Raw genomic sequence first — 23,876 nt, forward strand, 5'->3', positions numbered from 1 at the left:
CCCCGCCGGCCTGCATGAGGCCGACGGGGTCCGGATGCCGCGTGCTCAGGCGCCGCGCAGGCGCTCGGCCAGGTACGCGTGCAGCTCGTCGATCGAGACGCGTTCCTGCGCCATGGTGTCGCGGTCGCGCACGGTGACGGCACGGTCGTCGAGGGAGTCGAAGTCGACCGTGACGCAGAACGGGGTGCCGATCTCATCCTGACGACGGTAGCGGCGACCGATCGCACCGGCGTCGTCGAAGTCGACAGCCCACGAGCTGCGGAGCGTGTCGGCGACCTCGCGCGCGAGCGGCGACAGGTTCTCGTTGCGGCTCAGCGGCAGCACGGCGGCCTTGACCGGAGCCAGGCGCGGGTCGAGCTTGAGCACGGTGCGCACGTCGGTGCCGCCCTTGGCGTTGGGCACCTGCTCCTCGCGGTAGGCGTCGACGAGGAACGCCATCATCGCGCGCGTGAGGCCGAAGGACGGCTCGATCACGTACGGGGTGTAACGCTCGCCCGTTGCCTGGTCGAAGTACGTCAGGCTCTGGCCGGACGCCTCGCTGTGGCTGGAGAGGTCGTAGTCGGTGCGGTTCGCGACGCCCATGAGCTCGCCCCACTCCTTGCCCGCGAAGCCGAACTTGTACTCGACGTCGATCGTGCCGGCGGAGTAGTGCGCGCGATCGTCCTCCGGCACGTCGAACTGACGCATGTTCTCGGGGTCGATGCCGAGATCGATGAACCAGTTCCAGCAGGCCTCGACCCAGTGCTCGAACCACTCCTGCGCTTCAGCCGGCGGCGTGAAGAATTCGATCTCCATCTGCTCGAACTCGCGAGTGCGGAAGATGAAGTTTCCGGGCGTGATCTCGTTGCGGAACGCCTTGCCGACCTGGCCGATGCCGAACGGCGGCTTCTTGCGGCTCGCGGTGAGCACGTTCGAGAAGTTCACGAAGATGCCCTGCGCGGTCTCGGGGCGCAGGTAGTAGAGGCCCGACTCGTCGTCGACGACGCCGAGGTAGGTCTTGACCAGACCGGAGAACGCCTTGGGCTCGGTGTACTGCCCCTTGGTGCCGCAGTTCGGGCAGGGGATGTCGGCGAGACCGTTCTCGGCCTTCCGGCCCTTGCGCGCCTCGAAGTCCTCGATGAGGTTGTCGGCGCGGAACCGCTTGTGGCACTGCAGGCACTCGACCAGCGGGTCGGTGAAGGTCGCGACGTGACCCGACGCCTCCCACACGCGCTTGGGCAGGATGATGCTGGAATCGAGGCCGACCATGTCGCCACGACCGCGCACGAACGTGTGCCACCACTGCCGGCGGATGTTCTCCTTGAGCTCCGTACCGAGGGGGCCGTAGTCCCAGGCCGACCGGGAACCGCCGTAGATCTCACCCGCTTGGAACACGAACCCGCGGTGGCGGGCGAGGGCGATGACCTTGTCGAGGCGGGACTGTTCGGCCATGGTGGCTCCAATGGTCGGATGCGGGAGGAAACCCGTGAACACGGGCACCTCATTCTATCCGTGGTTCCCGCGCGCTCCCTGGCCCCGGCGGCTGCGCCGGAGTAGCGTCCTGGGGATGAGCACTGCAGCGCGAACACCGCGGACCCGCGACGACGACACCCGGTTCTTCGGGCAACCGTGGGCCCTGGTGCACATCTTCGGCGTGGAGATGTGGGAGCGCTTCAGCTTCTACGGCATGCAGGGCATCCTGCTCATCTACCTGTACTTCTCGCTGACCGAAGGCGGCCTCGGCATCCCCAAGGCGATCGCGGGCGGCATCGTGGGCGCGTACGGAGGATCGGTCTACCTCTCGACGATCCTGGGCGCGTGGCTCGCGGATCGCCTGTTCGGCGCGGAGCGGGTGCTGTTCGTCAGCGCGATGGTGATCGTGGCGGGACACCTCGCCCTCGCCCTGCTCCCCGGAGCGGTGGGTGTCGGCGTCGGCCTGGTGCTCGTCGCACTCGGCTCCGGTGGACTCAAGGCCAATGCGACGTCGGTCGTGGGCAGTCTCTACAGCGCCGACGACCCGCGACGGGACGCCGGGTTCTCGCTGTTCTACCTCGGCATCAACCTCGGCGCCTTCCTGGGTCCGATCCTCACCGGCATCCTGCAGTCCTCGCTCGGCTTCCACTACGGCTTCGGACTCGCGGCCATCGGGATGACACTGGGACTCATCCAGTACGCGTTCGGCCGCACGTCGCTGCCCGCCTCGGCGCGGGAGGTGCCGAACCCGCTCCCGAAGTCCCGCTACCTCCTGGTCGGGCTCATCGCCGGTGGCGCGGTCGTACTCGTCGCCGTCCTGGTGCTGACCGGCGTGATCCGGCCCGACAACCTCGCCACACTCGTGATCGGCGTCACGATCGTCGCCGCCGTCGCCTACTTCTCGGTGATCCTCGGCAGCCGTCGCATCGACGCCACCGAACGCTCCCGAGTATGGGCGTTCCTGCCGCTGTTCATCACGAGCGTCGCATTCTGGTCGCTGTACCAGCAGCAGTTCACCGTGCTGACGATCTACTCCGACCAGCGCCTGGACCGGAATCTCTTCGGATGGGAGATGCCCGTGTCGTGGGTGCAGTCCATCAATCCGGTGTTCATCATCATCCTGTCCGGCGTCTTCGCGGCGATCTGGACCAAGCTCGGGAAGCGACAGCCCTCGACCCCGGTCAAGTTCGCGCTGGCCGCGATCATCATGGGATCGGCGTTCCTGCTCTTCCTGCCGTTCGCCGGCGGAGGAGCGAACTCCACGCCGCTGCTCGCGATCGTCGGGATCCTCTTCGTGTTCACCGTGGCCGAGCTGCTCATCTCGCCGGTCGGCCTGTCGGCGGCGACCAAGCTCGCGCCGACCGTGTTCCGCACGCAGATGGTCGCGCTGTTCTTCCTGTCGATCGCGCTGGGCACGGCGATCTCCGGCTGGCTCGTGCAGTTCTACGACCCGGAGAACGAGGTGCCCTTCTTCTCGATCCTCGGCGGCATCGCCATCGTGGTCGGCATCGGGCTGCTGCTCAGCGTGAAGCCCGTGCTGAAGCTCATGCGCGGGGTGCGCTGAGCGCTCCGCGTCCGCAGATCACGCGGTGAAGCGGATCCTCTCAGGCCGTGAAGAGGTAGCCGCGCGCGGTGTCGTACCCGGCGATCCGGAGGCCGCTGCCGAGCAGACCCTCCATCTGCGCACGCAGGCGCAGGCGCCACTCGTGAGCGGCCGCAGGATCGGAGACGCGCAGCGCCTCGATGTCGGCCGGGATCTCGAGGGTCTCCACGACCGTGTCGTCGGCCGGAGGCTTGGCGATGTCGGCGAGCGCCCACTCGACATCGAGGCGGTCGCTCTCATCGCCCGCGTCGCCGCCGCCGAAGATGCCGTAGCGGTTGACCGAGTAGCCGGTCGCGCGTGCGCCGAGCACGGTGAAGAAGAAGTGCGCGTTGCGTGCCACGAGCGGATCGAACACCCACGTGATGCGGCCGACGTCGCGGGAGAACGCCCACTGGCGCTGGTGCTCCTTGAGCTCGCGACCCCAACCGCGACCGCGGTATTCGGGGAGCAGGGCGGTGATGTGCGAGTGCATCGCACGGCGCGCGGGCTCGCCGAAGAAGGCGATGGAGGCGCCCACCATGCGCTCGTCGTCGCCCTCACCGTCGAAGAAGCCGACGACGTAGTTGCCCGACTGCTGCAGGGCACGCAGGGTTCCGGCATCCACCACGCGCTGCGGACCCCGGATGGAGTCGAGCAGGCCCTGCGCGTCGAGGATGAGTTCAACGGTGTCGAGATCACGGATGGTTCGCACGCACCCAGTCTGCCCCTCCTCGGCCCGTTCGAGGAATCGGAGGCGCGGATCGCATCCGCTGATCGACCCCGCACCGCTCGATCGCCGATAGCCTGAGCCGGTGGGTGCGAGTGACGACAGAGCCAGGAAGCGGCTCTCCCGCACCCCTCCCAAGTGGGCGATCGTCGCCGTGCTCGCCTTCGCGGGTCTCTGCTCGTCGTTCATGTTCACGCTGGTCGTGCCGCTGCAGGCTGAGCTGCCGCAACTGCTGAACGCCTCGCGCGAAGACACGACGTGGGTCGTCACGATCACCCTGCTCGTCGCCGCGGTCGCCACCCCCATCTCGGGCCGCCTCGGAGACATGTACGGCAAGCGCCGGGTCGTGATCGCGCTCCTCGCGATCCTGATCCTCGGTTCCGTCATCGCCGCGGTCTCCGGTTCGATCGTCGGCGTGATCATCGGTCGCGCACTCCAGGGTGCGGTGACGGGCGTGGTCCCGCTCGGCATCGCGATCATGCGCGATGTGCTGCCATCCGAGCGCCTCGGCACCGCTGTGGCCCTCATGAGCGCGACGATGGGCGTCGGTGGGGCGATCGGCATGCCCGTGGCCGCCCTCCTCGCCCAGAACGCCGACTGGCACATGCTCTTCTGGCTCGCGGCCGCCCTCGGTGCCGTCGGCCTCGCGCTGGTGCTCGCGGTGATCCCCGAGGACGTGCTGCGCTCCCCCGGCCGACTCGACGTGATCGGCGCCATCGGCCTCGCGATCGGCCTCACCGGCATCCTTCTCTTCGTCTCACGGGGCGCGCAGTGGGGCTGGACCTCACCACTGACGCTCACGTGCATCATCGGCGGACTCGCGGTGCTCCTGGTGTGGGGCTGGTACCAGCTGCGCACCACGGACCCTCTGCTCGATCTCCGAGTCGCCGCGCGGCCAGCGGTGCTGTTCACCAACATCGCCGCGATCGGCATGGGTTTCGCGCTCTTCGCCTCGAACGTGACGTTCCCGCAGATGCTCGAAGCGCCGGCCACCGGTGGCGGCTTCGGCCTCGACATGGTCGCCGCATCACTCGTGATCATGCCGGCAGGCCTGGTGATGATGGTGATCTCGCCGCTCTCGGGCTGGCTCGAGCGCACGGTCGGTCCGCGCCCGCTGTTCACGGTCGGCGCCACCGCGATCGTGCTCGCCTACGTGTTCGTGCTGCTGTGGTCGAGCGAGGTGTGGCACGTCCTCATCGCGAACCTGCTGATCGGCGTCGGGATCGGCTTCACGTTCGCCGCGATGCCGATGATCATCATGCGTTCCGTCCCGGCCAACGAGACCGGAGCGTCGAACGGGCTGAACGCGCTGTTCCGGTCGATCGGAACGTCGGGAGCCTCAGCCGTGATGGGTGGCGTCCTGGCCGCGATGAGCATGGACATCGACGGTGTCGCCGTTCCCACCAGGGCCGCGTTCGAGGTGTGCTTCTGGCTCGCGATCGCCGCGGGGGCGATCGCCGTGGTGCTGTCGCTCTTCATCCCGAGGCAGCGCGCAGCGGAGCAGCATCCGTCACTGCCCGACTGAGCCCGTCAGCGATCCACCTCAGCGCGCGATCGTGCGCGGATCCGGGTCGTCCTCGCGCGGTGGGCGCAGCCTGTCCGGGATCGGCCACGACAGGATGAACTGCGTGGTCGCTGGACGGGTCATATCGCCGAAGTCGTCGATCTTCACCACGATCCGTCCCGGAGCACCGTGCTCGTCGGGAGTCACCTCGAGGATGCGCACCCGCAGCGGGCGCTCGTCCTCGCCGTCCAGCATCCACGGGTCGGCGAGCCAGGCGATGCCGTGCTGTTCGAGAGCAGCCTCGGCATCGAGCCACTCCGCGGGAGCGGAGACGGGTCGCCCGAGAACGTCGACGGGCACCCACTCGTCTCCATCGGGGTGGATCCATCCGAGCAGCTCGCCGTCGTCACGGCGGTGCGGGGTCCAGTCAGATCGCGGCATCCCTCGATGCTAGCGAGGGGACCCCTGGGTCAGTGCGTGTATTCCATGAGCTCGACGCCGAGCACCCGGAAGGCGTCGTGCGCACGCAGGCGATGCGTGATCGAGAGGTCGTCGAAGCACACGATGAGCGAATAGGCGACCCCGGCGCGAGGACCGGCGAGCACACCCGCCTCGGCGCGCACTCCGCGATCGCGACCGGTCTTGTTCACGAACAGGAGGCCGTGCGCATCGTGATCGTGCGCGAACGGGTCGAGACCCGTGGAGGCTGCGACCAGGCTCAGATCCTGGTTGAGGCTCAGCCACTCCGACACCTGCGCGCTGACGGCGGCGTCGACCACCTGCGAGTTCACCAGAGCGGAGAAGAGCCCGGCGAGCTCCCGCGCGGATCCCACGGCGACCTGCGGGGCGTCGTCGGGGCCGCGGCGGTCGCGGAAGCGGTCGAGCAGCGCGGTGCGACGCAGCCCGAGCGATTCGATGCGCTCGCGCACCCGATCGTGTCCGACCCGCTGCAGCAGCGCGTTCACCGCGATGGGATCTCCCGCGGTAGCCGCCATCACGGCGAGGTCTTCGAGGGGCAGCGCCGGCGCATGCAGATGACGCCACAGTCCCGAGGTCTCCACCGCCTCGACACTCTCGCGCTCGACGATCTCGAACGGATCGAGAGCACCGCTCTGGAAGCCCGCAGCGACCTCGATCAGGAGCGGCACCACGCCGAGGCCCGCGATCGGCATCGTGACGTGGTCGTCGCCGGCAAGCACGTGCACGTGGTTGTCGAGGTCGACGACGTGCACCGAGACCTGCGCACCGGCATCGACCAGCCCCTCCAGCGAGCGGAGGGTGGCCGTGAACGACCGGCGTCCGGCGGCGGCTCGTCGCGGGAGTCGACGGCTGGTGCGCTGGGAGCGGCGACCCGCGCCGGATGCCTCCGGGGCGCCGTCGAGGGACTCGGGGGCCGAGGAGTTGCGGAAGCCTTCACCAGGCTCGAGAGCGCCCACGCTGATCCTTAGGGGGGTGGATGTGCGGGATACCGAGGGGAGACGCTCCCCGGCGGCAGGGCTATCGTAACCCCACCGCCGGGGGATGCTTCACAGAGTGCGACGATTGGTCACCAGATGGTCACTCGCGATGCCGCGGGCAGCCAGAGGGCGTCGGTCTCGCTCACTCCGAACGCCTCGTAGAAGGCGTCGATGTTGCGCACGATCTGGTTGCAGCGGAACTCGTTCGGCGAGTGCGGGTCGATCGTCAGCAGGCGCAGCGTCTCGGCATCCCGGCTCTTCTGCTGCCACACCTGTGCCCACGACAGCAGCAGGCGCTGCACGCCCGTGTACCCGTCGATGACCGGGGCCTCCGCGCCGTCCAACGACAGCTCGTAGGCCTTCAACGCGATGCCGAGTCCGCCGAGGTCGCCGATGTTCTCGCCGATCGTGAGCGCGCCGTTCACGTGGTGCTCGGCATCCAGCCCCTCGGGGACGAGCGCGTCGTACTGCGCGATCAGGGCCTTCGTGCGTTCCTCGAAAGCCGAGCGGTCGGCATCCGTCCACCAGTCCTGCAACCGGCCGTCGCCGTCGTAGCGGCTGCCCTGGTCGTCGAATCCGTGGCCGATCTCGTGACCGATGACCGCCCCGATGCCCCCGTAGTTCGCGGCGGCGTCGCGACCGGCGTCGAAGAACGGGTATTGCAGGATCGCTGCGGGGAACACGATCTCGTTCATCGACGGGTTGTAGTACGCGTTGACCATCTGCGGCGGCATGTGCCACTCGGTGCGGTCGATGGGCTTGCCGACCTTGTCGACGTTGCGGTCGTGCTCGAAGATCGATGCGCGACGCACGTTGCCGAACAGGTCGGCCCGGTCGATCTCGAGGCTGGAGTAGTCGCGCCACACCTCGGGGTGTCCGATCTTCGGGGTGAACGAGTCGAGCTTGGCGAGCGCACGCTCGCGGGTCTCGGCCGTCATCCACTCGAGCTCGGTGATGCTCTGGCGATACGCCTCGATGAGGTGCGCGACCAGCTCGTCCATCGCGGCCTTCGCCGTCGGCGGGTAGTGCCGCTCGACGTAGACCTTGCCGATCGCCTCGCCGAGCGCGCCCTCGGTGAGCGAGACGCCGCGCTTCCAGCGCTCGCGCATGGTGGGAACGCCGGTGAGCTCGGTGCCGTAGAACGAGAAATTCTCCTGCACGAGATCATCGGTCAGGTACGGAGCCGCCGCGTGCACGACCTTGGCACGCAGCCACGCCTTCCAGTCGTCGAGGCGCTCGGACGTCAGCAGCGAGCCGAGCCCCTCGAAGAAGCTGGGCTGCGAGACCACGACCTCATCGAAGGCCGCCGGGTTCGACGGCGAGACCGCCTCGCGCCACGGGGTCAGGTCCACCCCGGCGAGCGCCTGCAGTTCGTCCCACGTCTTGAGGTTGTAGGTGGCCACCGCGTCACGGCTGCGCACGTTGTCCCAGTGGTGCCCGGCGAGCTCGGTCTCGAGCGCGATCGCACGGTCGGCGTTCGTCGCGGCGTCGGCGACGCCGGCCAGGCCGAGCAGCCGCTCGAGGTGTGCACGGTAGGCGGTCCGGGTGGCGGCGAACGTGTCGAGGCGGAAGTAGCTCTCGTCCGGCAGCGACAGACCCGCCTGCACGAGCACCGGAAGGTAGCGCTCGGGGTTGCCCGGGTCGCCGTCGACGTACAGGCCGATGACCGATGCACGGCCGTCGCGGTCGTAGGCGCCGACGGTGCGCAGGAACGAGGGGATGCCGTCGATCGCGTCGATCTCGGCGAGGGTCTCGGCCAGCGGCGTCACCCCGGCGGCATCGATGCGCTCGGTGTCCATGAAGCTCGCGAACAGATCGCCGATCTTGCTTGCGAGGGTCCCTTCCTCGGCGTCCTGCGACTCCTCGATGATCGCGCGCACGTCTTTCTCCGCCTGCTCGGCGAGGAGGTGGAACGAGCCCCAGCGCGCCTTGTCGCCCGGGATCTCGGTGCGGGCGAGCCACGCCCCGTTCACGTGACGATAGAGGTCGTCCTGCGGGCGGATGTCGGAGCTGAACTCATCAAGGGCGAGGCCCACGGGAAGAACGTCAGTCATGCGCTCCAGCCTATGACCCGCCTCCCCCACCCTGTCGAGCGCGGACACACGACGACCTCGGTGGGGCCCGGTCGCATCCGTATCAGCCGCGGCGTCGCAGGGAGAACCGGCGGCGTCGCGGCTGCTCGGCGGGCGCGGCCTTCGGGCGCGCCGCCCGACGCGCGGCCCAGGCGGCCACCTCGGCGTCGACGTCACGCGGCGAGGTGACCACGGGAGGGCCGCCCTGCAGCTGGCGGCGCGCTTCCCGCACTCGCCGATTGAAGTCCTCGAGGACGTCGCGCACATCGGACTCGCGCCCCAGCAGGTCGAGCTGATCGTCCAGCTCCCGATCCTCGGTGCGCAGCAGGATCGCCGGCGGACCGAGACCGGTGAGGTTCTCGGTCTCGATCTTGCGACGGATCCACCAGTCCGGGTCGTGATGGGTGCCGAGTCCTTCGAGAGGCTTGCCCGCACCGGGAAGGTCGTCGAACTCCCCCCGGCGGATCGCCACCTGGATGGCCGTCTCGATGAATGCGGCACGATCGACCGCCGCGGCGATCCCGGGCGGCGTGCCCGACTCCTCGTCGCCGTCCACGCTCTCGCCGTGCTGTCTGCTCGCGAGATATCGTGCGGCCGCTTCTCTGGGATCCGTCATGATGCACCTCCGTGGCATCCGAGCTCCCCTCCACCCTACGACGACCGCCACCGCCCGGATCGGGCCCGCAGCCGGTGAGGTCGGCCCCAGGTCATAGGCTCAGAGGATGACCGCGCGCGCCTCCCTCAATCGAGAGATCCTGCGGCTCGCCGTCCCCGCGCTCGGCGCACTGATCGCGGAGCCCGCCTTCCTGATCGTGGATGCCGCGCTCGTCGGGCATCTCGGGACCACTCCGCTCGCCGGGCTCGGCATCGCGGGGGCTGTACTCCAGACGATCGTCGGACTGATGGTGTTCCTGGCCTACTCGACGACCCCGGCGGTCGCTCGCCGCTTCGGGGCGGGACAGCCCGGCGAGGCCGTCTCCGTCGGCGTCAACGGCATGTGGCTGGCGCTCGGGCTCGGCGCCGTGCTCGCGGTGATCGGCGCCGTGTCCTCCCCCTGGTTGGTCTCGCTGTTCGGGGCGAGCGAAGCCGTTTCCGCGCAGGCGAACGAGTACCTCGTGATCTCGATGTGGGGCTTGCCGGCGATGCTCATCGTGTTCGCCGCGACCGGTCTGCTGCGCGGCATGCAGGACACGATGACGCCGCTGTGGATCGCGGGGCTCGGATTCGGGGCCAACGCCCTGCTCAACTGGCTGTTCATCTACGGACTCGGCTGGGGCATCGCGGGTTCTGCGGCGGGCACCGTGACCGCGCAGTGGGGAATGGTCGCCGCCTACGTGCTGGTGGTGCGCCGCCTCGCCACCCGACACAGCGCCTCGCTGCGCGCACAGGGCGCAGGCATGCGCAACACCGCGACGTCGGGCGGCTGGCTGTTCCTGCGCACCGTGAGCCTGCGCGTCGCACTGCTCGCGACCGTCGGCGTCGCCACCGGCATCGGCACCGACGAGCTGGCCGGATGGCAGATCGTCTTCACGATCTTCTCCGCGGCCGCCTTCGCCCTCGATGCACTCGCGATCGCGGCCCAGGCCCTCATCGGCAAGGAGCTCGGAGCCGGGGACGAGCAGCAGGTGCACCGTGTGCTGGCCCGCACCGTCGCGTGGGGCGCCTGGTTCGGCGTGGCCGTCGGCGGGCTGATCGCCGCGCTCTCGGGCGTGCTCGGCATCGTCTTCACCGGATCGGCGGAGATCGCAGCGCTCGTGCAGCCGGCACTGCTCGTGCTCGCCGTGGCCCAGCCGATCGCCGGTGTCGTCTTCGTGCTCGACGGCGTGCTGATGGGCGCGAACGACGCCCGATACCTGGCGATCGCCGGTGGTCTGAACCTGGTGCCGTTCCTGCCCGCGCTCTGGATCGTCGCCGCCACCGGGGTCGACGGCACCGCCGGTCTCGTCTGGCTCGCGGTCGCCTTCTTCGGCGTCTACCTGCTCGCACGCCTCGGCACCCTGGGGTGGCGGGTGCGGTCCGGTCGCTGGCTTTCGGCCACCGTCTGACGCCGCCGCCGCGTCCGGCTGTTCCTGCACGGACATCGACGATCGCGACTTCTTCACAACCGCTGGAATCCGCGGAATACTACGTCGCCTGCCCCTGGCGCCCTCGACGATGATCGGGGGACACTGAAGGGATGCTGGGGATGACCGAACCACAGGTCTGGACACTGATCGGCGTCTTCGCCGCGGGGATGTTCGGCACCATCACACTGATCTCGACGATGTTCCTGCGCACGATGCAGAACGGGTTCGACGGCGTGCGCACGGAGATGCGGAACGAGTTCGCGAGCGTGCGGACCGAGATGCGAAACGAGTTCGCGAGCGTACGGACAGAGATGGGAAACGAGTTCGCGAGCGTGCGGACAGAGTTCCGGAACGAGTTCGCGAGCGTACGCACGGAGACGGGCAGCGAGTTCGCCGGCGTGCGCACGGAGATCCGGACGGTGCATGAGCGCATGGATCACCTCGATCGCGACGTGAACGCGATCTACCGTCATCTCTTCGGCATCGACCGCGGGTGACGCCGGGCACTGTCGAGATGGCGAGGGTCAGGCCGCGTATCTCCGGCACCACTCGTACATGATCACGGCGGCCGCGGCACTGGCGTTGATCGAGCGCGTCGAGCCGTACTGCGTGATCTCGATGTGGGCGGAAGCGGCGGCGAGCGCTTCGGCGGAGAGCCCCGGGCCCTCCTGGCCGAACAGCAGCACGCAACGCTGCGGCAGGTCGGCCCTGTCGACGGGCACTGCGCCGTCGACGTTGTCGACCGCGATGATCGGAACCCCTTCGGCCGCGGCCCATGCGGCGAACGTGTCGACGTCTTCGTGATGCACGACGTGCTGGTAGCGGTCGGTGACCATCGCCCCGCGCTTGTTCCAGCGGCGGCGGCCGATGATGTGCACGGTGTCGGCGAGGAACGCGTTGGCGCTGCGCACGATCGACCCGATGTTCATGTCGTGCTGCCAGTTCTCGATCGCGACGTGGAACGGGTGTCGCTGGGTGTCGAGGTCGGCGACGATCGCGTCCATGCGCCAGTAGCGGTAGCGGTCGATCACGTTGCGGGTGTCGCCGGTGGCCAACAGCTCCCGGTCGTACTCCGCACCTTCGGGCCAGGCCTCCTCGCCGCCGGGCCAGGGCCCGACGCCGTAGCCGGGTTGAGCGATCGACCCGGTCCTCACCGCGTCGGCGGGGGCATCGGGGAGCGTGCTGTCCGGCCCGGCGTCTTCCATCCCGCCAGGCTATCGCCCTCGGATCCCCGTTCGAATCGCGCAACAGGCTCCCTCCGGGCGCGTATGCAGCGATTCACGCGATTCGAAGAATATTTAGGTACACCGAAAAATACGCTACGGTTTCGGTGTGCCTAAAAATTCCCCTGTCCCGATGACGACTGCTGCCACGCCCCCCGCCCGCGCCCCTCGCAGCCTGTGGTTGCTGGGCCCCGCCCTCGTGGCGGGCGTCGCCTACCTCGACCCCGGCAACGTCGCCAGCAACATGACCGCAGGAGCCCAGTACGGATACCTGCTGGTGTGGGTCGTGCTCGCCGGCAACGTGATGGCGTGGCTGATCCAGTACCTCTCAGCGAAGCTGGGCGTCGTCACCGGGCAGAGCCTTCCCGAGGTGCTGGGGGCGCGGCTGAAGCGTCCATGGGCACGCCGCGCATACTGGCTGCAGGCCGAGCTCGTCGCGATGGCCACCGACCTGGCCGAGGTCATCGGCGGCGCGGTCGCCCTGAACCTCCTGTTCGACGTGCCGCTGCTGCTCGGCGGCCTGATCACGGGTGCCGTCTCGATGATCCTGCTCACGGTGCAGAGCCGGCGCGGTGCCCGTCCGTTCGAGTTCGTGATCATCGGCCTCATGGCGATCATCACGATCGGATTCGTCGCGGGAGTGTTCGTCGCCCCGCCGGACCCGGCGGGGGTCATCGGCGGGATGGTCCCCCGTTTCGAGGACACGGGCTCGGTCCTGCTGGCCGCGTCGATCCTCGGCGCGACGATCATGCCGCATGCGATCTACGCGCACTCCTCACTCGCCCGCGATCGCTTCGGCGCCTCGACCTCTCACGCCGGCGACGAGGCGGTGCGCACCGAGACCTCGCGCATCCGCCGACTGCTCACCGCCACCCGATGGGATGTCTCCATCGCCATGGTGATCGCGGGATCCGTCAACCTCTGTATCCTGCTGCTCGCCGCCGCGAACCTCGCCGGCGTCGAGGGCACCGACTCGCTGGAGGGCGCACATGCCGCTCTCGCCGCCGGACTCGGACCGGTGGTGGCGACGTTCTTCGCCGTGGGACTGCTCGCCTCGGGACTGGCATCGACCTCGGTGGGCGCTTACGCGGGGGCGGAGATCATGCACGGACTGCTGCATGTGCGCATCCCGCTGCTCGCCCGGCGCCTCGTGACGCTGATCCCCGCGCTCGTGATCCTCGGCATCGGCTTCGACCCCACCCTCGCGCTGGTCCTCAGCCAGGTGGTGCTCTCCTTCGGCATCCCGTTCGCGCTGATCCCCCTGGTCGTGCTCACCGCGCAACGACGCACCCTGGGGGCCTGGGTCAACCGGCGATGGACGACGGCTGCGGGGGTCATCGCCTCCGTGTTGCTGATCGCGCTCAACGGCGCCCTGCTCTGGCTGGTGCTGACGGGAGCGTGAGCCCGGATAGGCTCGAAGCATGTCTGCCGAGAACGCCCGTCGCAACGTCCGCATCCTCACCTGGATCGGCTTCGCGACCGGCGTCATCGGCGGCCTGCTGATCGCGTTCCCGACGGTCATCGGGTTCGGCAGTCCGTGGGTGCAGCTCGCCTTGGGCGTCGCCACGCTCGTACTGGCCTTCCGGGCCCGCAAGATCGGCATGGCCGAGGTCGAGGGGTTCGACGGCCGACTCTCGCTGGCCGCCGCCCTCCTCGGATTCCTCGTGCTGTTCTTCGCCGGCCAGGCCGCGTTCGGCATCCTCGTCGCCGTCGCGAACTGACTCCTCGCCGTCGCGAACCGACTCGTCCCGCCTACGCCGTGACGAAACCCGTCACGAGGTAGAGCACGAACGACAGCCCTGCAGCGATGCCCGCATACGGCAGGATCGCGAGCATGAGGTTGATCGGCTTGATGCCGATCGATCTCGACGCGAGGATGATGCCGTCGCCGTAGAGGCAGGTGGTGCTGCCCAACGCCGCCCCGGAGAACACCGCGGCGCCCGCGAGGATCGGATCGGCACCGAGCGCGAGCGCCAGCGGGAGCACGACCGGGGTGATCACCGCGGCGAGATCCCAGAACGACCCGGTCGCGTACGCATAGATGCCGCACACCGCGAACACGATCGCCGGCAGCAGCGCCGGGGTGAGCACGGGCTCGGTGACCTGGATCACGAACTCGGCCAGCTGCAGGGTGATGTTCATCTCCTGCACCATGAACGCGAGGACCGTCAGGATCATCACGAACAGCATGCTCTCGATGCCCTCGAGCGCGGCATCCAGCACCCCACGGATGCGGAGTCGGCGCTGCACGAGCACGATCACGATCGTCACGGCGAGAGACGCGGCGGTGCCGGCGACGATGTTGGCGTTCGTCGCGATCGTCACTCCGACGAGCACGGCCATGGCGATCAGGAAGCCCCACGGCTGCGGCTTGCGGTCGGTCGCGGTCGAGGTCGCGAGCGCCGTCGCGACACGCTGCGCGGTCGAGCCGTCGGGGTCGTCGGCCTTCAGCTCGGCCAGGAGCGCCGCGCCTTCGGCCCGTCGCTCGTCGTCGGTGGTGCCGACGGGGAAGACGTCGCCGTCCCGCTCCGCCCGGATCGCGTCACGCTTGATCGCGCCGAGCTTCGGAAGCCAGCCGATGCTCATGAGAAGCGCGACGGCGAGAGCCGCCCAGCCGAAGAAGATGAAGGGGATCGCCTGCAGGTAGGCACCGAACCCGGTGCCTCCGACCGTGACCCCCTGCGCCTCGAACAGTCCGGAGAAGAACAGCGCCCACGTCGAGACCGGGATCAGGACGGCGATCGGCGCGGCCGTCATCTTCATGATCGCGCCGAGCTGCGTGCGCGGCACCCGGTAGCGGTCGGTGACCTGCTTCATCGACGTGCCCGTGGTGAGCACGTTCAGGTAGTCGTCGACGAACAACACGACCGACAACAGGAACGTCAGCACCATCGACTTGCGGCGGGAGGTGACGAACCGCTCGGCCCAGTTCGCGAAGTCGGTCACGATGCCGGACTTCTCGAACAGCATCATCAGGATGCCGAACAGCGCGACGATCAGCAGCAGCCACTGCGCCGTCTCGTTGGAGAGGGCTTTTCCGGTGTATTCGACCCAGACGTCGAAGCCGCCCCAGCCGCCGAGGATCAGTGCCCCGGCGACGGTGCCGCAGAACAGGGCGAAGAGGGTGCGTCTGGTGGCGACCGCGACGATCAGGATCACCACGATCGGGAGGAGCGCGAGAGCGCCGAATTCAGGCATGGGAGTCACCTCAGTGTGAAGGGGGGGGGTACGAATCCGAAGGGAGAGCGCGGGAAGGTGCGGGAGGGTGCGGTCGAGCCCGGGGTCAGGGCTCGGTGCCACCGACGACGGTCCCCTGCACGGGGAGGTCGGGGAGGTCGTCCGGGGAGACGTGCAGCGGGTTCTCCGCCCACACGGCGTAGTCGGCCCGGAACCCGGGGGCGATGCAGCCGAGGTCGGCATCTCCCTGGGCCCGGGCGGCGCCGACGGTGTATCCGTGCAGCGCCTGGTACGGGGTGAGCACCTGGTCGGGCTCGAAGACCGGGGCGTCGGGGTCGCCCGGGCGGCGGCGCAGCATCGACCACGCGAGGCCGATGCGGGCATCGTTCTGCGCGATGGGCCAGTCCGACCCGAGGGCGAGGGGCGCCCCGGCCTCCCAGTAGTCGCGCGCGCGCCAGGCGCGAGCCGCACGCTCGGGCCCGAGCCTGCTCGACCAGTCATCCGAGCCGTCGGCCTTGCGCCACTGCATGTGCAGGGGCTGCATCGAGGCGGTGATCCCGGCTGCGGCGATACGGGCCACGTCGCGGTCGGTCGTGGTCTCGAGGTGCTCGATGCGGTGCGGAGCTCCTGCGGCGCTGTGCACCCCGGCCGCGAGATAGGCGTCGACGACTTCCCCGACGGCCCGGTCGCCGATCGCGTGCGTCGCCACCTGGAATCCGGCCTCGGCGTATCTGCGCACGGTGCGGGCATAGGCGGCCGCATCCTTCCAGAACGGCTCCAGACCTGCGCCCGCGCTGTCGGGTTCGTGCAGCCAGGCGGTGCCGGTCTCGACCACGCCGTCGGCGTACAGCTTGACCACGCCCCCGCGCCACCGGTCACCACGGCGGTCGCGCATCGCGAGGTTCGCGGCGGTCCGATCCTCGTCGAAGCCCGGCTCGTGGTCGATGGCCGAGACGATGCGGATCGGCAGCCCCGGCCCCTGCTCCAGGGCGTCGAGCAGTGCGAGCGTGGCGAAACCGCCGTCCATGATCGTGCCGCCGGTCAATCCGGAACCACGCAGTCCGCGCAGCAGCTCGTGCCCCACCGCGAGAGTCTGGTCGCGGGTCAGTGCCGGGGCGCTCAGTCGCACGGGCTCATAGGCGCCGAGCTCGCGCAGTTCCCCGGTCGGGCGGCCGTCGGCATCGACGACGACGCAGGACGAGTCCTCGAACTCGCGTGCGCGGGTGATGCCCGCACGCTCGAGTCCGGCACGACTGGCGAGGGCGGTGTGACCGTCGAACACGATCAGCAGCGCGGGGAGTCCGCGCACCGCATCCTGGATCGCCTCCGCCGTCATCGGCAGGTCGTGGAACACGTCGTAGTCGAGGTTCCAGCCGCGCACCCACGGGTCGGCATCTTCGGCGAGCGCACGATCGGCCTCGGCGCGCAGCGCCGTCAGCAGCGCCGCGCCGGTGGTCAGACCGCCCAGGTCGATCCCGGCCGTCAGCTCGATCCCCTGGATCGGATGCAGGTGCGCGTCAATGAGGCCGGGGGTCACGGTCGCGCCGCCGAGGTCGCGCACGACGGTGCGGGGCCCGCGCAGCTCGCGGACCAGGGCGTCGTCACCCACGGCGAGGAAGCGACCGTCACGCACCGCGAAGGCGGTGGCATGCGGGCGGCGCGGGTCCATCGTCACCACGTGCGCGCCGGTGACAATGGTGTCGGCGTCGAAACCGGTCATGGCTGTACCTTCGTCGGTATTGGATCCTTCGGTATTGAAAGAGTTTCAATAAAATACCAGACGCCCGAGCAGAATCGAGCACGATGACGAAATCTCCGCGCAGCGTCGGCCGACCGTCGACCCGGGTGCTCACCGAGGAGCGCATCCTGAAGGCCGCGTTCGCCCTCAGCGCGCAGCGCACACCGCGCCAGTTCACGATGACCGCGCTCGCGGAATCCCTGGGCGTTCGCACCTCGGCGCTCTACCACCACTTCGCGAACCGCGACGCCGTGATCCGGGCCATGCGCGGGCAGGTCAGCCGCGCGCTCATCTCCCCCGTGCGGCACGAGATGTCCGTCGAGGAGGCACTGCTCACCTGGGCCCACAGCTACCGCGACGCCGCGATCGCCGCCCCCGAGGCCATGGTGATGCTGGCGACCTCACCGATCGATGCCGACGAGGGCTCGTTCGCCGACTACGAGCAGATCGCACGCCTGCTCGCGGACGACGGCTGGCCGACCGTCACCATCGTGGACGCCATCGTGGCGCTGGAGTCGTTCATCATCGGCTCCGCCCTGGATGCCCTCGCGCCCGCAGACAACATGGCCCCGGGTGCGCTCGCGCCGGATTTCCCGACGTTCGCCGAGGCCGAGGCCGCCAGGGCGCAGCTCAGCACGGACCCCGCCCGCCGCACGTTCGAGATCGGGGTGCGGGCACTCATCCACGGACTCACCGCGTGGGCGCGCGACAGCACCACGTAGGCTGGACCGGTGGCATCCCCGGCAGCTGACGATTATCTGAAGACCGTCTACGCGCACACCGAGTGGCAGGACGCACCGATCACTCCCTCGGTGCTCGCCGCGAAGCTCGGCATCGCGCCGTCGTCCGTCACCGAGATGGTGAAGAAGCTCGCCGCCGCCGGCCTCGTCTCGCACGTACCCTACGGCGCGGTGCGGCTGACGGACACGGGCACGGCGCGCGCCCTCGCGATGGTGCGCCGACACCGCCTGATCGAGACCTGGCTGGTGCAGGAGTTCGACTACGGCTGGGACGAGGTGCACGACGAGGCCGAGGTGCTCGAGCACACCATCAGCGACCGACTGCTCGAGGGCATCGACGCGCGCCTGGGACGCCCCCGCTTCGATCCGCACGGCGACGCGATCCCCGACGCCGACGGTCGCATCGAGCGCGTACCGTTCGTGCTGCTCGCCGACGCGCCGGTCGGGCACACGGGACAGGTGCTGCGGGTCGACGACCGCGACCCCGAGCTGCTCCGAGCCCTCGAAGCACTCGGACTGGCGGTCGCGTCGACCGTGACGGTCACGGCATCCGGGGCCGAGATCGACGGCACGGAAGCGGCGTTGCCCGATGGCGCGGCCCAGGTGGTCTGGCTGAGCGCCTAGCCACCGCCGCAACACGGTCAGGTGCGCGTCGCCTGCGGCCTCTAGGCTGTGCACATGGCACAACGTGACGACATCGAATGCTGGCTGACCGACATGGACGGCGTGCTCGTCCATGAGAACGACGCCATCCCCGGAGCCTCCGAACTGCTCGCCGGCTGGGAGAGCGCAGGCATCCCGTACCTGGTGCTCACCAACAACTCGATCTTCACCGCGCGCGACCTGTCGGCACGCCTCCGCATCAGCGGGCTGCACGTGCCGGAGGAGCGCATCTGGACCTCGGCGCTCGCGACCGCCGACTTCCTGAAGCAGCAGCTCCCCGGCGGCTCGGCGTTCGTGATCGGCGAGGCGGGCATCCTCACCGCCCTGCACGATGCCGGCTTCATCATGACCGAGACGAACCCCGATTTCGTGGTCGTCGGCGAGACGCGCAACTACTCGTTCGAGGCGATCACCAAGGCCATCCGCCTCATCATCGGCGGCGCGCGCTTCATCGTCACGAACCCCGATGCCACGGGCCCGAGCACCGACGGACCGCTCCCCGCCACCGGAGCGATCGCCGCCCTCATCACCAAGGCCACCGGCAAGGAGCCGTACGTCGTCGGCAAGCCGAACCCGATGATGTTCCGTTCGGCGTTGAACAAGATCGGCGCGCACTCGAAGCGCACCGGCATGATCGGCGACCGCATGGACACCGACGTGGTCGCCGGCATCGAGGCCGGCCTGCACACGGTGCTGGTACTCACCGGCATCAGCGATCAGGTTGAGATCGAGAAGTACCCGTTCCGCCCCGACGAGATCGTGCAGTCCGTGGCCGACCTGCTGCCGCGGATCACCGAGACGATCACGACGGTGAAGACCAAGAAGTAGCCATGGGCGCGCTCGACGACGGCGAACGGCTCAGAGCGGCGGATGCCGCGGCCTGGCGTGCCTGGCTCGCGGAGAACCATGAGCGCACGGCGGGCGTCTGGCTGCTCAGCGTGCGCGGATCGTCCGACGGCGTCGGCTACGAGGACGCCGTGCGGCAGGCACTCTGCTTCGGATGGATCGACGGCCCGGTGCGCGTGTTCGACGACGGCACGGGCGACCGCGCCAACGGTCAGTGGTTCTCTCCTCGTCGTCCCGGCAGCGGCTGGGCAGCCACGAACAAGGCGCGCATCGCGGAGCTCGAGGCCGAAGGGCTGCTGGCTCCCGCCGGTATCCGTGTACTCGAGGTGGCGAAGGCGAACGGCTCCTGGACGGTTCTCGACGGACCGGAGGCCGGGATCGAACCCGAGGAGCTCTCCGCCGCGCTCGATGCCGTCCCCGCCGCACGCGAGAACTGGGACGCGTTCCCGAAGTCGGTCAAGAAGTTCGGCCTCACGCACATCGCGATGGCCAAGCGGCCGGAGACCCGGTCCGCCCGCATCGCGAAGATCGTGGCGGATGCCGCGGAGGGGAAACGCCCATGAATCAGAACGACCTGCTGTTCCTCGTCGTCTTCCTCATCCTGCTCAGCTCGCTGACGGTGTTCATCGTGCAGTTCGTGCGCTCGCGCCGAGGACGCGGCGGCTCGGACGACGGGCGCGCCGGCTGGTGGGAAGGCCCCTGGGACGACGACGACCGCAGACGCTGAGCCTGCGGCCGCCGGAGAACCTCGCGGGATCGGAACTCTGTCAGGACGCCAGCGAAGCCCCGGGGATCGCGGCCAGCAGCTCGCGCGTGTACGGGTGCTGCGGGGCGTCGAAGATGCGCTCGGGCGTGCCGCTCTCGACCACGACACCGCGCTGCATGACGTGCACCTCGTCGGAGATCATCCGCACCACAGCGAGGTCATGGCTGATGAAGAGGTAGCTCAGGCCCAGGCGCTTCTGCAGGTCGGCGAGCAGGTCGAGGATCTGCGCCTGCACCAGCACGTCGAGCGCCGACACCGCCTCGTCGAGCACCACGAGCTCGGGTTCGAGCGCCAGGGCCCGGGCGATCGCCACACGCTGACGCTGTCCGCCCGAGAGCTCGTGCGGCAGGCGCTCGGCCATGGCGGCCGGCAGCGCGACCTGCTCCAACAGCTCGAGCACGCGCGCGTGACGCGAGGCCGTGGTGCCGATGCGGTGCACGCGCAGCGGCTCGGCGATCGACTGCTCGATCGTGTAGCGCGGGTCGAGCGAGGCATAGGGATTCTGGAACACCGGTTGCACACGACGACGCAGGGCGAACAGCTCCTTGCGGCGGAGCGTGGTGAGGTCGAGCCCGTCGAACAGGATCGAGCCGGACGTGGCGTCTTCGAGCCCGAGCACCATGTTCGCGGTGGTGGACTTGCCGGAGCCCGACTCTCCCACGATCGACACCGTGGTGCCGCGGCGGATCTCGAAGCTGACGCCGTCGACGGCCGTGAAGGTCTGCGGCTCCCCGGCCTTGGGCGCGCGGAGGGCGAACTCCTTGCGGAGGTTCCGGATCTCGACGAAGGGCGTACCCGTGGCGGCCTCGCGCTGCGGCAGCGCATCCCGGCGCGAGGCGAGGCTCGGGGCCGCGGCGAGCAGCTGCCGGGTGTACTCGTGCTGCGGGGCGCCGAGCACCTGCGCCGAGGTGCCCTCCTCGACGACGCGGCCGCGGAACATCACGACGATGCGGTCGGCGCGCTCGGCGGCGAGGGCCAGGTCGTGCGTGATCAGGAACACCGCGGTGCCGAGCTCGTCGGTGAGCGTGTCGAGCTGGTCCAGGATGCGTCGCTGCACGGTCACATCGAGGGCGGAGGTGGGCTCGTCCGCGATCAGCAGGCGCGGCTTGCAGGCCAGACCCATCGCGATCAGCACGCGCTGGCGCATGCCGCCGGAGAACTCGTGCGGGTACTGGTGGGCGCGCTGCGCGGCATCCGCGATCCCCACCATCTCGAGCAGCTCGACGACCCGCGCTTTCGTGGCATCGCCGTGTGTGTGGCCGTGCACCTCGAGCGCCTCGCCGATCTGCTCGCCCACGCGCATGAGCGGATTGAGGTTCGACATCGGGTCCTGCGGCACGAGGCCGATCCCGGCGCCGCGCAGGGAGATCATCGCGTTCTCGGGCAGGTCGGTCAGCTCGCGCCCGTCGAAGCGGATGCTGCCGGCCGTGATCACCCCGTTCTCGGGGAGCAGACGGTTGACCGCAGCCGCGGTGGTCGACTTGCCCGACCCCGACTCGCCCACGATCGCGACCGTCTCACCGGCGGCGATGTCGATGTTCACGTCGCTGATCGCGGTGACCAGCTCGGAACCGGTCCGGAAGGCGACGGCGAGGCCGCTGATGCTCAGCACGGGCTCGGTGGTGCTCATGGTGTTCTCGTTCCTTCGTTTTCGCGGAGAGGTTCGTGGTCGTCGAGGAGTGCGGGAAGCGCGGCGCGCCACAGCAGATCGGTCGGTGCGGGTGTGACCGCGAACAGGCGGTTGGTCAGCAGCACGGCGGCTGCTCCCGTTCCCGGAACGAGCCCGAGGGCGCAGCCTGTGAATCCCGGGTGCCAGACCATGCGGGTCGGCCGCCCGGAGACGGCGATCGTCTCGCTGCGCCAGCCCAGCGCCTGCCCGGCATCCGGTCCGTCCCGGAACAGTTCGGCGACCGCATCCGGCCCCCACAGCTCCGGATGCCGCTCCGGAGCGGCGAGCGCCGCCCCCAGGGTCAGCAGGTCATCGACGGTGCTGAACAGCCCGGCGTGACCGGAGACGCCCCCGAACGCATGGAAGCAGTTGCCGTCGTTCGCGACGCCGGCGATCTCGCCTTCACGCCAGGCGAAGTCCTTATCGGCGGTGAGGATCGGATACGGCTCTCCGGTCGCGACCATGCGACGCTCGGCGGCGTCGCCCACGGCGGACGAGGCGACGGGGCGGTCGACGGGTCCGTACCCGGTGTGATCGAGGCCGAGGGGCGCGGTCACCAGTTCGCGCACCGCGGCATCCAGGGGCAGTCCGGTGACCGCCGCGACGATGCGGCCGAGGAGCATGAACCCGAGGTCGGAGTAATGACGACCTTCGTCGAGGCCGTAGCGCAGCGGGAGGGCGTCGGCGGCCGCAGCGGCATCACCGGCGTGCTCGCGGTCGAGGTAGAGCGGCTGCCACTCCCAGAGTCCTGCACGGTGCTGGAGCAGATGGCGCACGGTCGCGCCCAGGGCGCAGGCGGTGCCGGGCACGAAACGGTCGACCGGGTCGTCGAAGCCGAGGTCACCGCGGCTGACCAGTCGCAGGATCGCGGTCGTCGTCGCGGCGACCTTCGACACCGAGGCGATGTCGAAGGCGGTCGCGGTGGTCATCGGGGTTCCGGACAGGTCAGCCAGACCACCCGCGGCGACGTCACGGCCCGCATCGGTCACGACACCGGCGACGGCGCCCCGCGGCGCGGCATCCGTCGCCAGAACAGCGGTGACGGCAACGGCGGCGGTCATGCGCGCACCTCCGAGCGGTCGACGAGGTCGACGAGGGTGTCGGGCCGGGTATCGGATGCGAGGGTGGTGATGCCCAGTCCGGTGCCCGATCCGGGTTCCAGCATGTCTCCGGACAGCGCCACGCCACCCACCACGGGCGAGCTCCGCAGCCACAACGCGGCATCCAGGTCGTGCACCACGTCGGGGGCGACAGCGGCGGCCAGGTGGGCGGCGGCCGTCACGCCGACGTGCGATTCCATCATGCAGCCGATCACCACGCCCAGACCCGCTGTGCGGGCGACTTCTGCCGCAACGAAGGCCTCGGCCAGGCCGCCGGTCTTGGCGAGCTTGATGTTCACGAGGTCTGCGGCACCACGGTCGGCGACGACCCGGACATCCCGCGCCGTGCGCACCGACTCGTCGGCCATGATCGGCGTGCCGACGGCGGCCGTGACCGCGGCGAGCGCGTCGAGGTCGTGCGCCGCGACCGGCTGCTCGACGAGTTCGAGCCCGAGCCCCTCGTCTTCGGCGGCCCGGATCACCCGGATCGCGGTCTCGACATCCCAGGCCTGGTTGGCGTCGACGCGCAACGTGATGGCAGGCCCGACCGCGGCACGCACGGCCCGGAGCCCGGCGACCGTGTCGTGCGCCGCGGACGCCTTGATCTTGAGGCATCCGAAGCCCGCGGCGACGTGCTCCTCGGAAACGGCTGCCAGCGCGGACGGCTCGCCCGCGGACAGGGTCATGTCGGTGCGGATGCGCGCGGGCGCCGGTGCGCTCGTGAGGCTCTGCGCAAGCGGGAGTCCGCGCTGCTGGGCGGCGAGGTCGGCGACGGCGCACTCGACCGCGCTGCGGGCCGCGGCATTGCCCCACACTGCACGGGCGATGTCGGCGGCGATCCCGGGATCACCGACGTTCCGTCCGAGCACGACCTCGGCGAGGGGTCCTGCCACCACGGCGGCAACGCTCGGCGGACTCTCCCCCGTCACGCGCCAGCTCACGGCGGCTTCGCCGTATCCTCGACGACCGTCGACGTCGCTCACCTCGACGAGCACGACGTCGAGGTGCTCCGTCTGCCGCACCGCCGTGACGAACGGACGCACCAGGGGCGAGGGGACGCGGAGCACGCGGATGCGCTTCACGGCGCTCATCTC

At 69.6% G+C, this 23,876-nt stretch carries 23 protein-coding genes; 11 read left to right on the forward strand and 12 right to left on the reverse strand.

The window, feature by feature from the left end:
- Positions 1-45: 45 nt before the first annotated feature.
- A complete protein-coding gene (locus MicroSTF_RS09880) occupies positions 46-1,431 on the reverse strand; it encodes a glycine--tRNA ligase (protein WP_322955274.1) in 1,386 nt (461 codons plus the stop codon).
- Positions 1,432-1,546: 115 nt separating this feature from the next.
- Here MicroSTF_RS09880 and MicroSTF_RS09885 point away from each other — a divergent pair, with 115 nt between their 5' ends.
- The gene (locus MicroSTF_RS09885; RefSeq protein WP_029267883.1) at positions 1,547-3,016 is read left to right on the forward strand and encodes a peptide MFS transporter; all 1,470 of its coding nucleotides are present in this window, start codon (positions 1,547-1,549) and stop codon (positions 3,014-3,016) included.
- A 40-nt stretch (positions 3,017-3,056) separates the two neighbouring features.
- On the opposite strand, the gene MicroSTF_RS09890 is transcribed toward MicroSTF_RS09885, so the two are convergent.
- On the reverse strand, positions 3,057-3,746 hold the full coding sequence (locus MicroSTF_RS09890) for a GNAT family N-acetyltransferase (RefSeq protein WP_029258551.1): 690 nt from the start codon (positions 3,744-3,746) through the stop codon (positions 3,057-3,059).
- Positions 3,747-3,846: 100 nt separating this feature from the next.
- On the opposite strand from MicroSTF_RS09890, the gene MicroSTF_RS09895 reads away from it, so the two are divergent.
- The gene (locus tag MicroSTF_RS09895) at positions 3,847-5,286 is read left to right on the forward strand and encodes an MFS transporter (RefSeq protein WP_322955278.1); all 1,440 of its coding nucleotides are present in this window, start codon (positions 3,847-3,849) and stop codon (positions 5,284-5,286) included.
- Between the two features lie 18 nt (positions 5,287-5,304).
- Here MicroSTF_RS09895 and MicroSTF_RS09900 read toward each other — a convergent pair whose 3' ends face one another.
- The 4 genes from MicroSTF_RS09900 to MicroSTF_RS09915 all read right to left on the reverse strand — a co-directional run bounded on the left by MicroSTF_RS09900 (position 5,305) and on the right by MicroSTF_RS09915 (position 9,410).
- Positions 5,305-5,706, reverse strand: coding sequence for a hypothetical protein (locus MicroSTF_RS09900; protein ID WP_297555290.1), 402 nt, complete (start codon positions 5,704-5,706; stop codon positions 5,305-5,307).
- A 29-nt stretch (positions 5,707-5,735) separates the two neighbouring features.
- Positions 5,736-6,701 (reverse strand): serine hydrolase, encoded by a 966-nt coding sequence (locus MicroSTF_RS09905; RefSeq protein WP_167255330.1) that lies wholly within the window; start codon positions 6,699-6,701, stop codon positions 5,736-5,738.
- 110 nt (positions 6,702-6,811) lie between these two features.
- Complete coding sequence (locus MicroSTF_RS09910; protein WP_322955281.1) at positions 6,812-8,776, reverse strand: M13 family metallopeptidase; 1,965 nt, start codon at positions 8,774-8,776, stop codon at positions 6,812-6,814.
- Positions 8,777-8,858: 82 nt separating this feature from the next.
- On the reverse strand, positions 8,859-9,410 hold the full coding sequence (locus MicroSTF_RS09915; protein ID WP_029258561.1) for a DUF1992 domain-containing protein: 552 nt from the start codon (positions 9,408-9,410) through the stop codon (positions 8,859-8,861).
- Positions 9,411-9,516: 106 nt separating this feature from the next.
- Between MicroSTF_RS09915 and MicroSTF_RS09920 the strand changes: the two genes are divergently transcribed.
- Both MicroSTF_RS09920 and MicroSTF_RS09925 read left to right on the forward strand, forming a co-directional pair.
- The gene (locus MicroSTF_RS09920; protein ID WP_021198243.1) at positions 9,517-10,839 is read left to right on the forward strand and encodes an MATE family efflux transporter; all 1,323 of its coding nucleotides are present in this window, start codon (positions 9,517-9,519) and stop codon (positions 10,837-10,839) included.
- A 140-nt stretch (positions 10,840-10,979) separates the two neighbouring features.
- Positions 10,980-11,357 carry a hypothetical protein gene (locus MicroSTF_RS09925; protein WP_031206665.1) on the forward strand — a complete coding sequence of 126 codons (378 nt, stop codon included), beginning with the start codon at positions 10,980-10,982 and terminating at the stop codon, positions 11,355-11,357.
- Between the two features lie 27 nt (positions 11,358-11,384).
- On the opposite strand, the gene MicroSTF_RS09930 is transcribed toward MicroSTF_RS09925, so the two are convergent.
- Positions 11,385-12,065 (reverse strand): TrmH family RNA methyltransferase, encoded by a 681-nt coding sequence (locus tag MicroSTF_RS09930; RefSeq protein WP_029259450.1) that lies wholly within the window; start codon positions 12,063-12,065, stop codon positions 11,385-11,387.
- A gap of 151 nt (positions 12,066-12,216) precedes the next feature.
- Between MicroSTF_RS09930 and MicroSTF_RS09935 the strand changes: the two genes are divergently transcribed.
- Both MicroSTF_RS09935 and MicroSTF_RS09940 read left to right on the forward strand, forming a co-directional pair.
- Complete coding sequence (locus MicroSTF_RS09935; RefSeq protein WP_029266326.1) at positions 12,217-13,485, forward strand: Nramp family divalent metal transporter; 1,269 nt, start codon at positions 12,217-12,219, stop codon at positions 13,483-13,485.
- 19 nt (positions 13,486-13,504) lie between these two features.
- Entirely contained in the window at positions 13,505-13,804 is a 300-nt protein-coding gene (locus MicroSTF_RS09940) for a hypothetical protein (protein ID WP_029259448.1), read from the forward strand.
- A 31-nt stretch (positions 13,805-13,835) separates the two neighbouring features.
- Here MicroSTF_RS09940 and MicroSTF_RS09945 read toward each other — a convergent pair whose 3' ends face one another.
- Positions 13,836-15,281, reverse strand: a complete 1,446-nt coding sequence (locus tag MicroSTF_RS09945; protein WP_322955285.1) for a Na+/H+ antiporter NhaC family protein — start codon at positions 15,279-15,281, stop codon at positions 13,836-13,838.
- Between the two features lie 85 nt (positions 15,282-15,366).
- A complete protein-coding gene (locus MicroSTF_RS09950) occupies positions 15,367-16,980 on the reverse strand; it encodes an amidohydrolase (protein ID WP_322955286.1) in 1,614 nt (537 codons plus the stop codon).
- 83 nt (positions 16,981-17,063) lie between these two features.
- On the opposite strand from MicroSTF_RS09950, the gene MicroSTF_RS09955 reads away from it, so the two are divergent.
- The 5 genes from MicroSTF_RS09955 to MicroSTF_RS09975 are packed head-to-tail and all read left to right on the forward strand — an operon-like array spanning position 17,064 to position 19,974.
- Positions 17,064-17,720, forward strand: a complete 657-nt coding sequence (locus MicroSTF_RS09955) for a TetR/AcrR family transcriptional regulator (RefSeq protein WP_021198235.1) — start codon at positions 17,064-17,066, stop codon at positions 17,718-17,720.
- A 9-nt stretch (positions 17,721-17,729) separates the two neighbouring features.
- Positions 17,730-18,362: a metal-dependent transcriptional regulator gene (locus MicroSTF_RS09960; RefSeq protein ID WP_029259444.1), complete on the forward strand. Its 633-nt coding sequence runs from the start codon at positions 17,730-17,732 to the stop codon at positions 18,360-18,362.
- Positions 18,363-18,416: 54 nt separating this feature from the next.
- Positions 18,417-19,229, forward strand: a complete 813-nt coding sequence (locus MicroSTF_RS09965; protein ID WP_322955288.1) for an HAD-IIA family hydrolase — start codon at positions 18,417-18,419, stop codon at positions 19,227-19,229.
- A gap of 2 nt (positions 19,230-19,231) precedes the next feature.
- Positions 19,232-19,810, forward strand: a complete 579-nt coding sequence (locus MicroSTF_RS09970) for a YdeI/OmpD-associated family protein (RefSeq protein WP_029266332.1) — start codon at positions 19,232-19,234, stop codon at positions 19,808-19,810.
- On the forward strand, positions 19,807-19,974 hold the full coding sequence (locus MicroSTF_RS09975) for a hypothetical protein (protein ID WP_021198231.1): 168 nt from the start codon (positions 19,807-19,809) through the stop codon (positions 19,972-19,974). Before MicroSTF_RS09970 ends, MicroSTF_RS09975 begins: the two co-directional genes overlap by 4 nt.
- Before the next feature lie 40 nt (positions 19,975-20,014).
- On the opposite strand, the gene MicroSTF_RS09980 is transcribed toward MicroSTF_RS09975, so the two are convergent.
- Genes MicroSTF_RS09980 through MicroSTF_RS09990 form a run of 3 tightly spaced genes read right to left on the reverse strand, consistent with a single transcriptional unit; the run spans position 20,015 to position 23,873 of the window.
- Complete coding sequence (locus MicroSTF_RS09980) at positions 20,015-21,643, reverse strand: ABC transporter ATP-binding protein (RefSeq protein WP_029259442.1); 1,629 nt, start codon at positions 21,641-21,643, stop codon at positions 20,015-20,017.
- On the reverse strand, positions 21,640-22,743 hold the full coding sequence (locus MicroSTF_RS09985) for a serine hydrolase domain-containing protein (RefSeq protein ID WP_322955294.1): 1,104 nt from the start codon (positions 22,741-22,743) through the stop codon (positions 21,640-21,642). Before MicroSTF_RS09985 ends, MicroSTF_RS09980 begins: the two co-directional genes overlap by 4 nt.
- Positions 22,740-23,873 carry a dipeptide epimerase gene (locus MicroSTF_RS09990; protein ID WP_322955296.1) on the reverse strand — a complete coding sequence of 378 codons (1,134 nt, stop codon included), beginning with the start codon at positions 23,871-23,873 and terminating at the stop codon, positions 22,740-22,742. The genes MicroSTF_RS09985 and MicroSTF_RS09990 overlap by 4 nt, the downstream gene beginning before the upstream one ends.
- Between the last annotated feature and the right edge of the window lie 3 nt (positions 23,874-23,876).

It is taken from the genome of Microbacterium sp. STF-2 (genome assembly GCF_034650155.1).
Lineage (GTDB): Bacteria > Actinomycetota > Actinomycetes > Actinomycetales > Microbacteriaceae > Microbacterium > Microbacterium maritypicum_A.

What these genes read in the sequence shown, in the direction of transcription:
- MicroSTF_RS09880 (WP_322955274.1), bottom strand. Translation starts at nt 1,431, where the DNA reads ATGGCCGAACAGTCCCGCCTCGACAAGGTCATCGCCCTCGCCCGCCAC.
- MicroSTF_RS09885 (WP_029267883.1), top strand. Translation starts at nt 1,547, where the DNA reads ATGAGCACTGCAGCGCGAACACCGCGGACCCGCGACGACGACACCCGG.
- MicroSTF_RS09900 (WP_297555290.1), bottom strand. Translation starts at nt 5,706, where the DNA reads ATGCCGCGATCTGACTGGACCCCGCACCGCCGTGACGACGGCGAGCTG.
- MicroSTF_RS09910 (WP_322955281.1), bottom strand. Translation starts at nt 8,776, where the DNA reads ATGACTGACGTTCTTCCCGTGGGCCTCGCCCTTGATGAGTTCAGCTCC.
- MicroSTF_RS09915 (WP_029258561.1), bottom strand. Translation starts at nt 9,410, where the DNA reads ATGACGGATCCCAGAGAAGCGGCCGCACGATATCTCGCGAGCAGACAG.
- MicroSTF_RS09920 (WP_021198243.1), top strand. Translation starts at nt 9,517, where the DNA reads ATGACCGCGCGCGCCTCCCTCAATCGAGAGATCCTGCGGCTCGCCGTC.
- MicroSTF_RS09925 (WP_031206665.1), top strand. Translation starts at nt 10,980, where the DNA reads ATGACCGAACCACAGGTCTGGACACTGATCGGCGTCTTCGCCGCGGGG.
- MicroSTF_RS09930 (WP_029259450.1), bottom strand. Translation starts at nt 12,065, where the DNA reads ATGGAAGACGCCGGGCCGGACAGCACGCTCCCCGATGCCCCCGCCGAC.
- MicroSTF_RS09935 (WP_029266326.1), top strand. Translation starts at nt 12,217, where the DNA reads ATGACGACTGCTGCCACGCCCCCCGCCCGCGCCCCTCGCAGCCTGTGG.
- MicroSTF_RS09940 (WP_029259448.1), top strand. Translation starts at nt 13,505, where the DNA reads ATGTCTGCCGAGAACGCCCGTCGCAACGTCCGCATCCTCACCTGGATC.
- MicroSTF_RS09945 (WP_322955285.1), bottom strand. Translation starts at nt 15,281, where the DNA reads ATGCCTGAATTCGGCGCTCTCGCGCTCCTCCCGATCGTGGTGATCCTG.
- MicroSTF_RS09950 (WP_322955286.1), bottom strand. Translation starts at nt 16,980, where the DNA reads ATGACCGGTTTCGACGCCGACACCATTGTCACCGGCGCGCACGTGGTG.
- MicroSTF_RS09955 (WP_021198235.1), top strand. Translation starts at nt 17,064, where the DNA reads ATGACGAAATCTCCGCGCAGCGTCGGCCGACCGTCGACCCGGGTGCTC.
- MicroSTF_RS09965 (WP_322955288.1), top strand. Translation starts at nt 18,417, where the DNA reads ATGGCACAACGTGACGACATCGAATGCTGGCTGACCGACATGGACGGC.
- MicroSTF_RS09970 (WP_029266332.1), top strand. Translation starts at nt 19,232, where the DNA reads ATGGGCGCGCTCGACGACGGCGAACGGCTCAGAGCGGCGGATGCCGCG.
- MicroSTF_RS09975 (WP_021198231.1), top strand. Translation starts at nt 19,807, where the DNA reads ATGAATCAGAACGACCTGCTGTTCCTCGTCGTCTTCCTCATCCTGCTC.
- MicroSTF_RS09980 (WP_029259442.1), bottom strand. Translation starts at nt 21,643, where the DNA reads ATGAGCACCACCGAGCCCGTGCTGAGCATCAGCGGCCTCGCCGTCGCC.
- MicroSTF_RS09985 (WP_322955294.1), bottom strand. Translation starts at nt 22,743, where the DNA reads ATGACCGCCGCCGTTGCCGTCACCGCTGTTCTGGCGACGGATGCCGCG.
- MicroSTF_RS09990 (WP_322955296.1), bottom strand. Translation starts at nt 23,873, where the DNA reads ATGAGCGCCGTGAAGCGCATCCGCGTGCTCCGCGTCCCCTCGCCCCTG.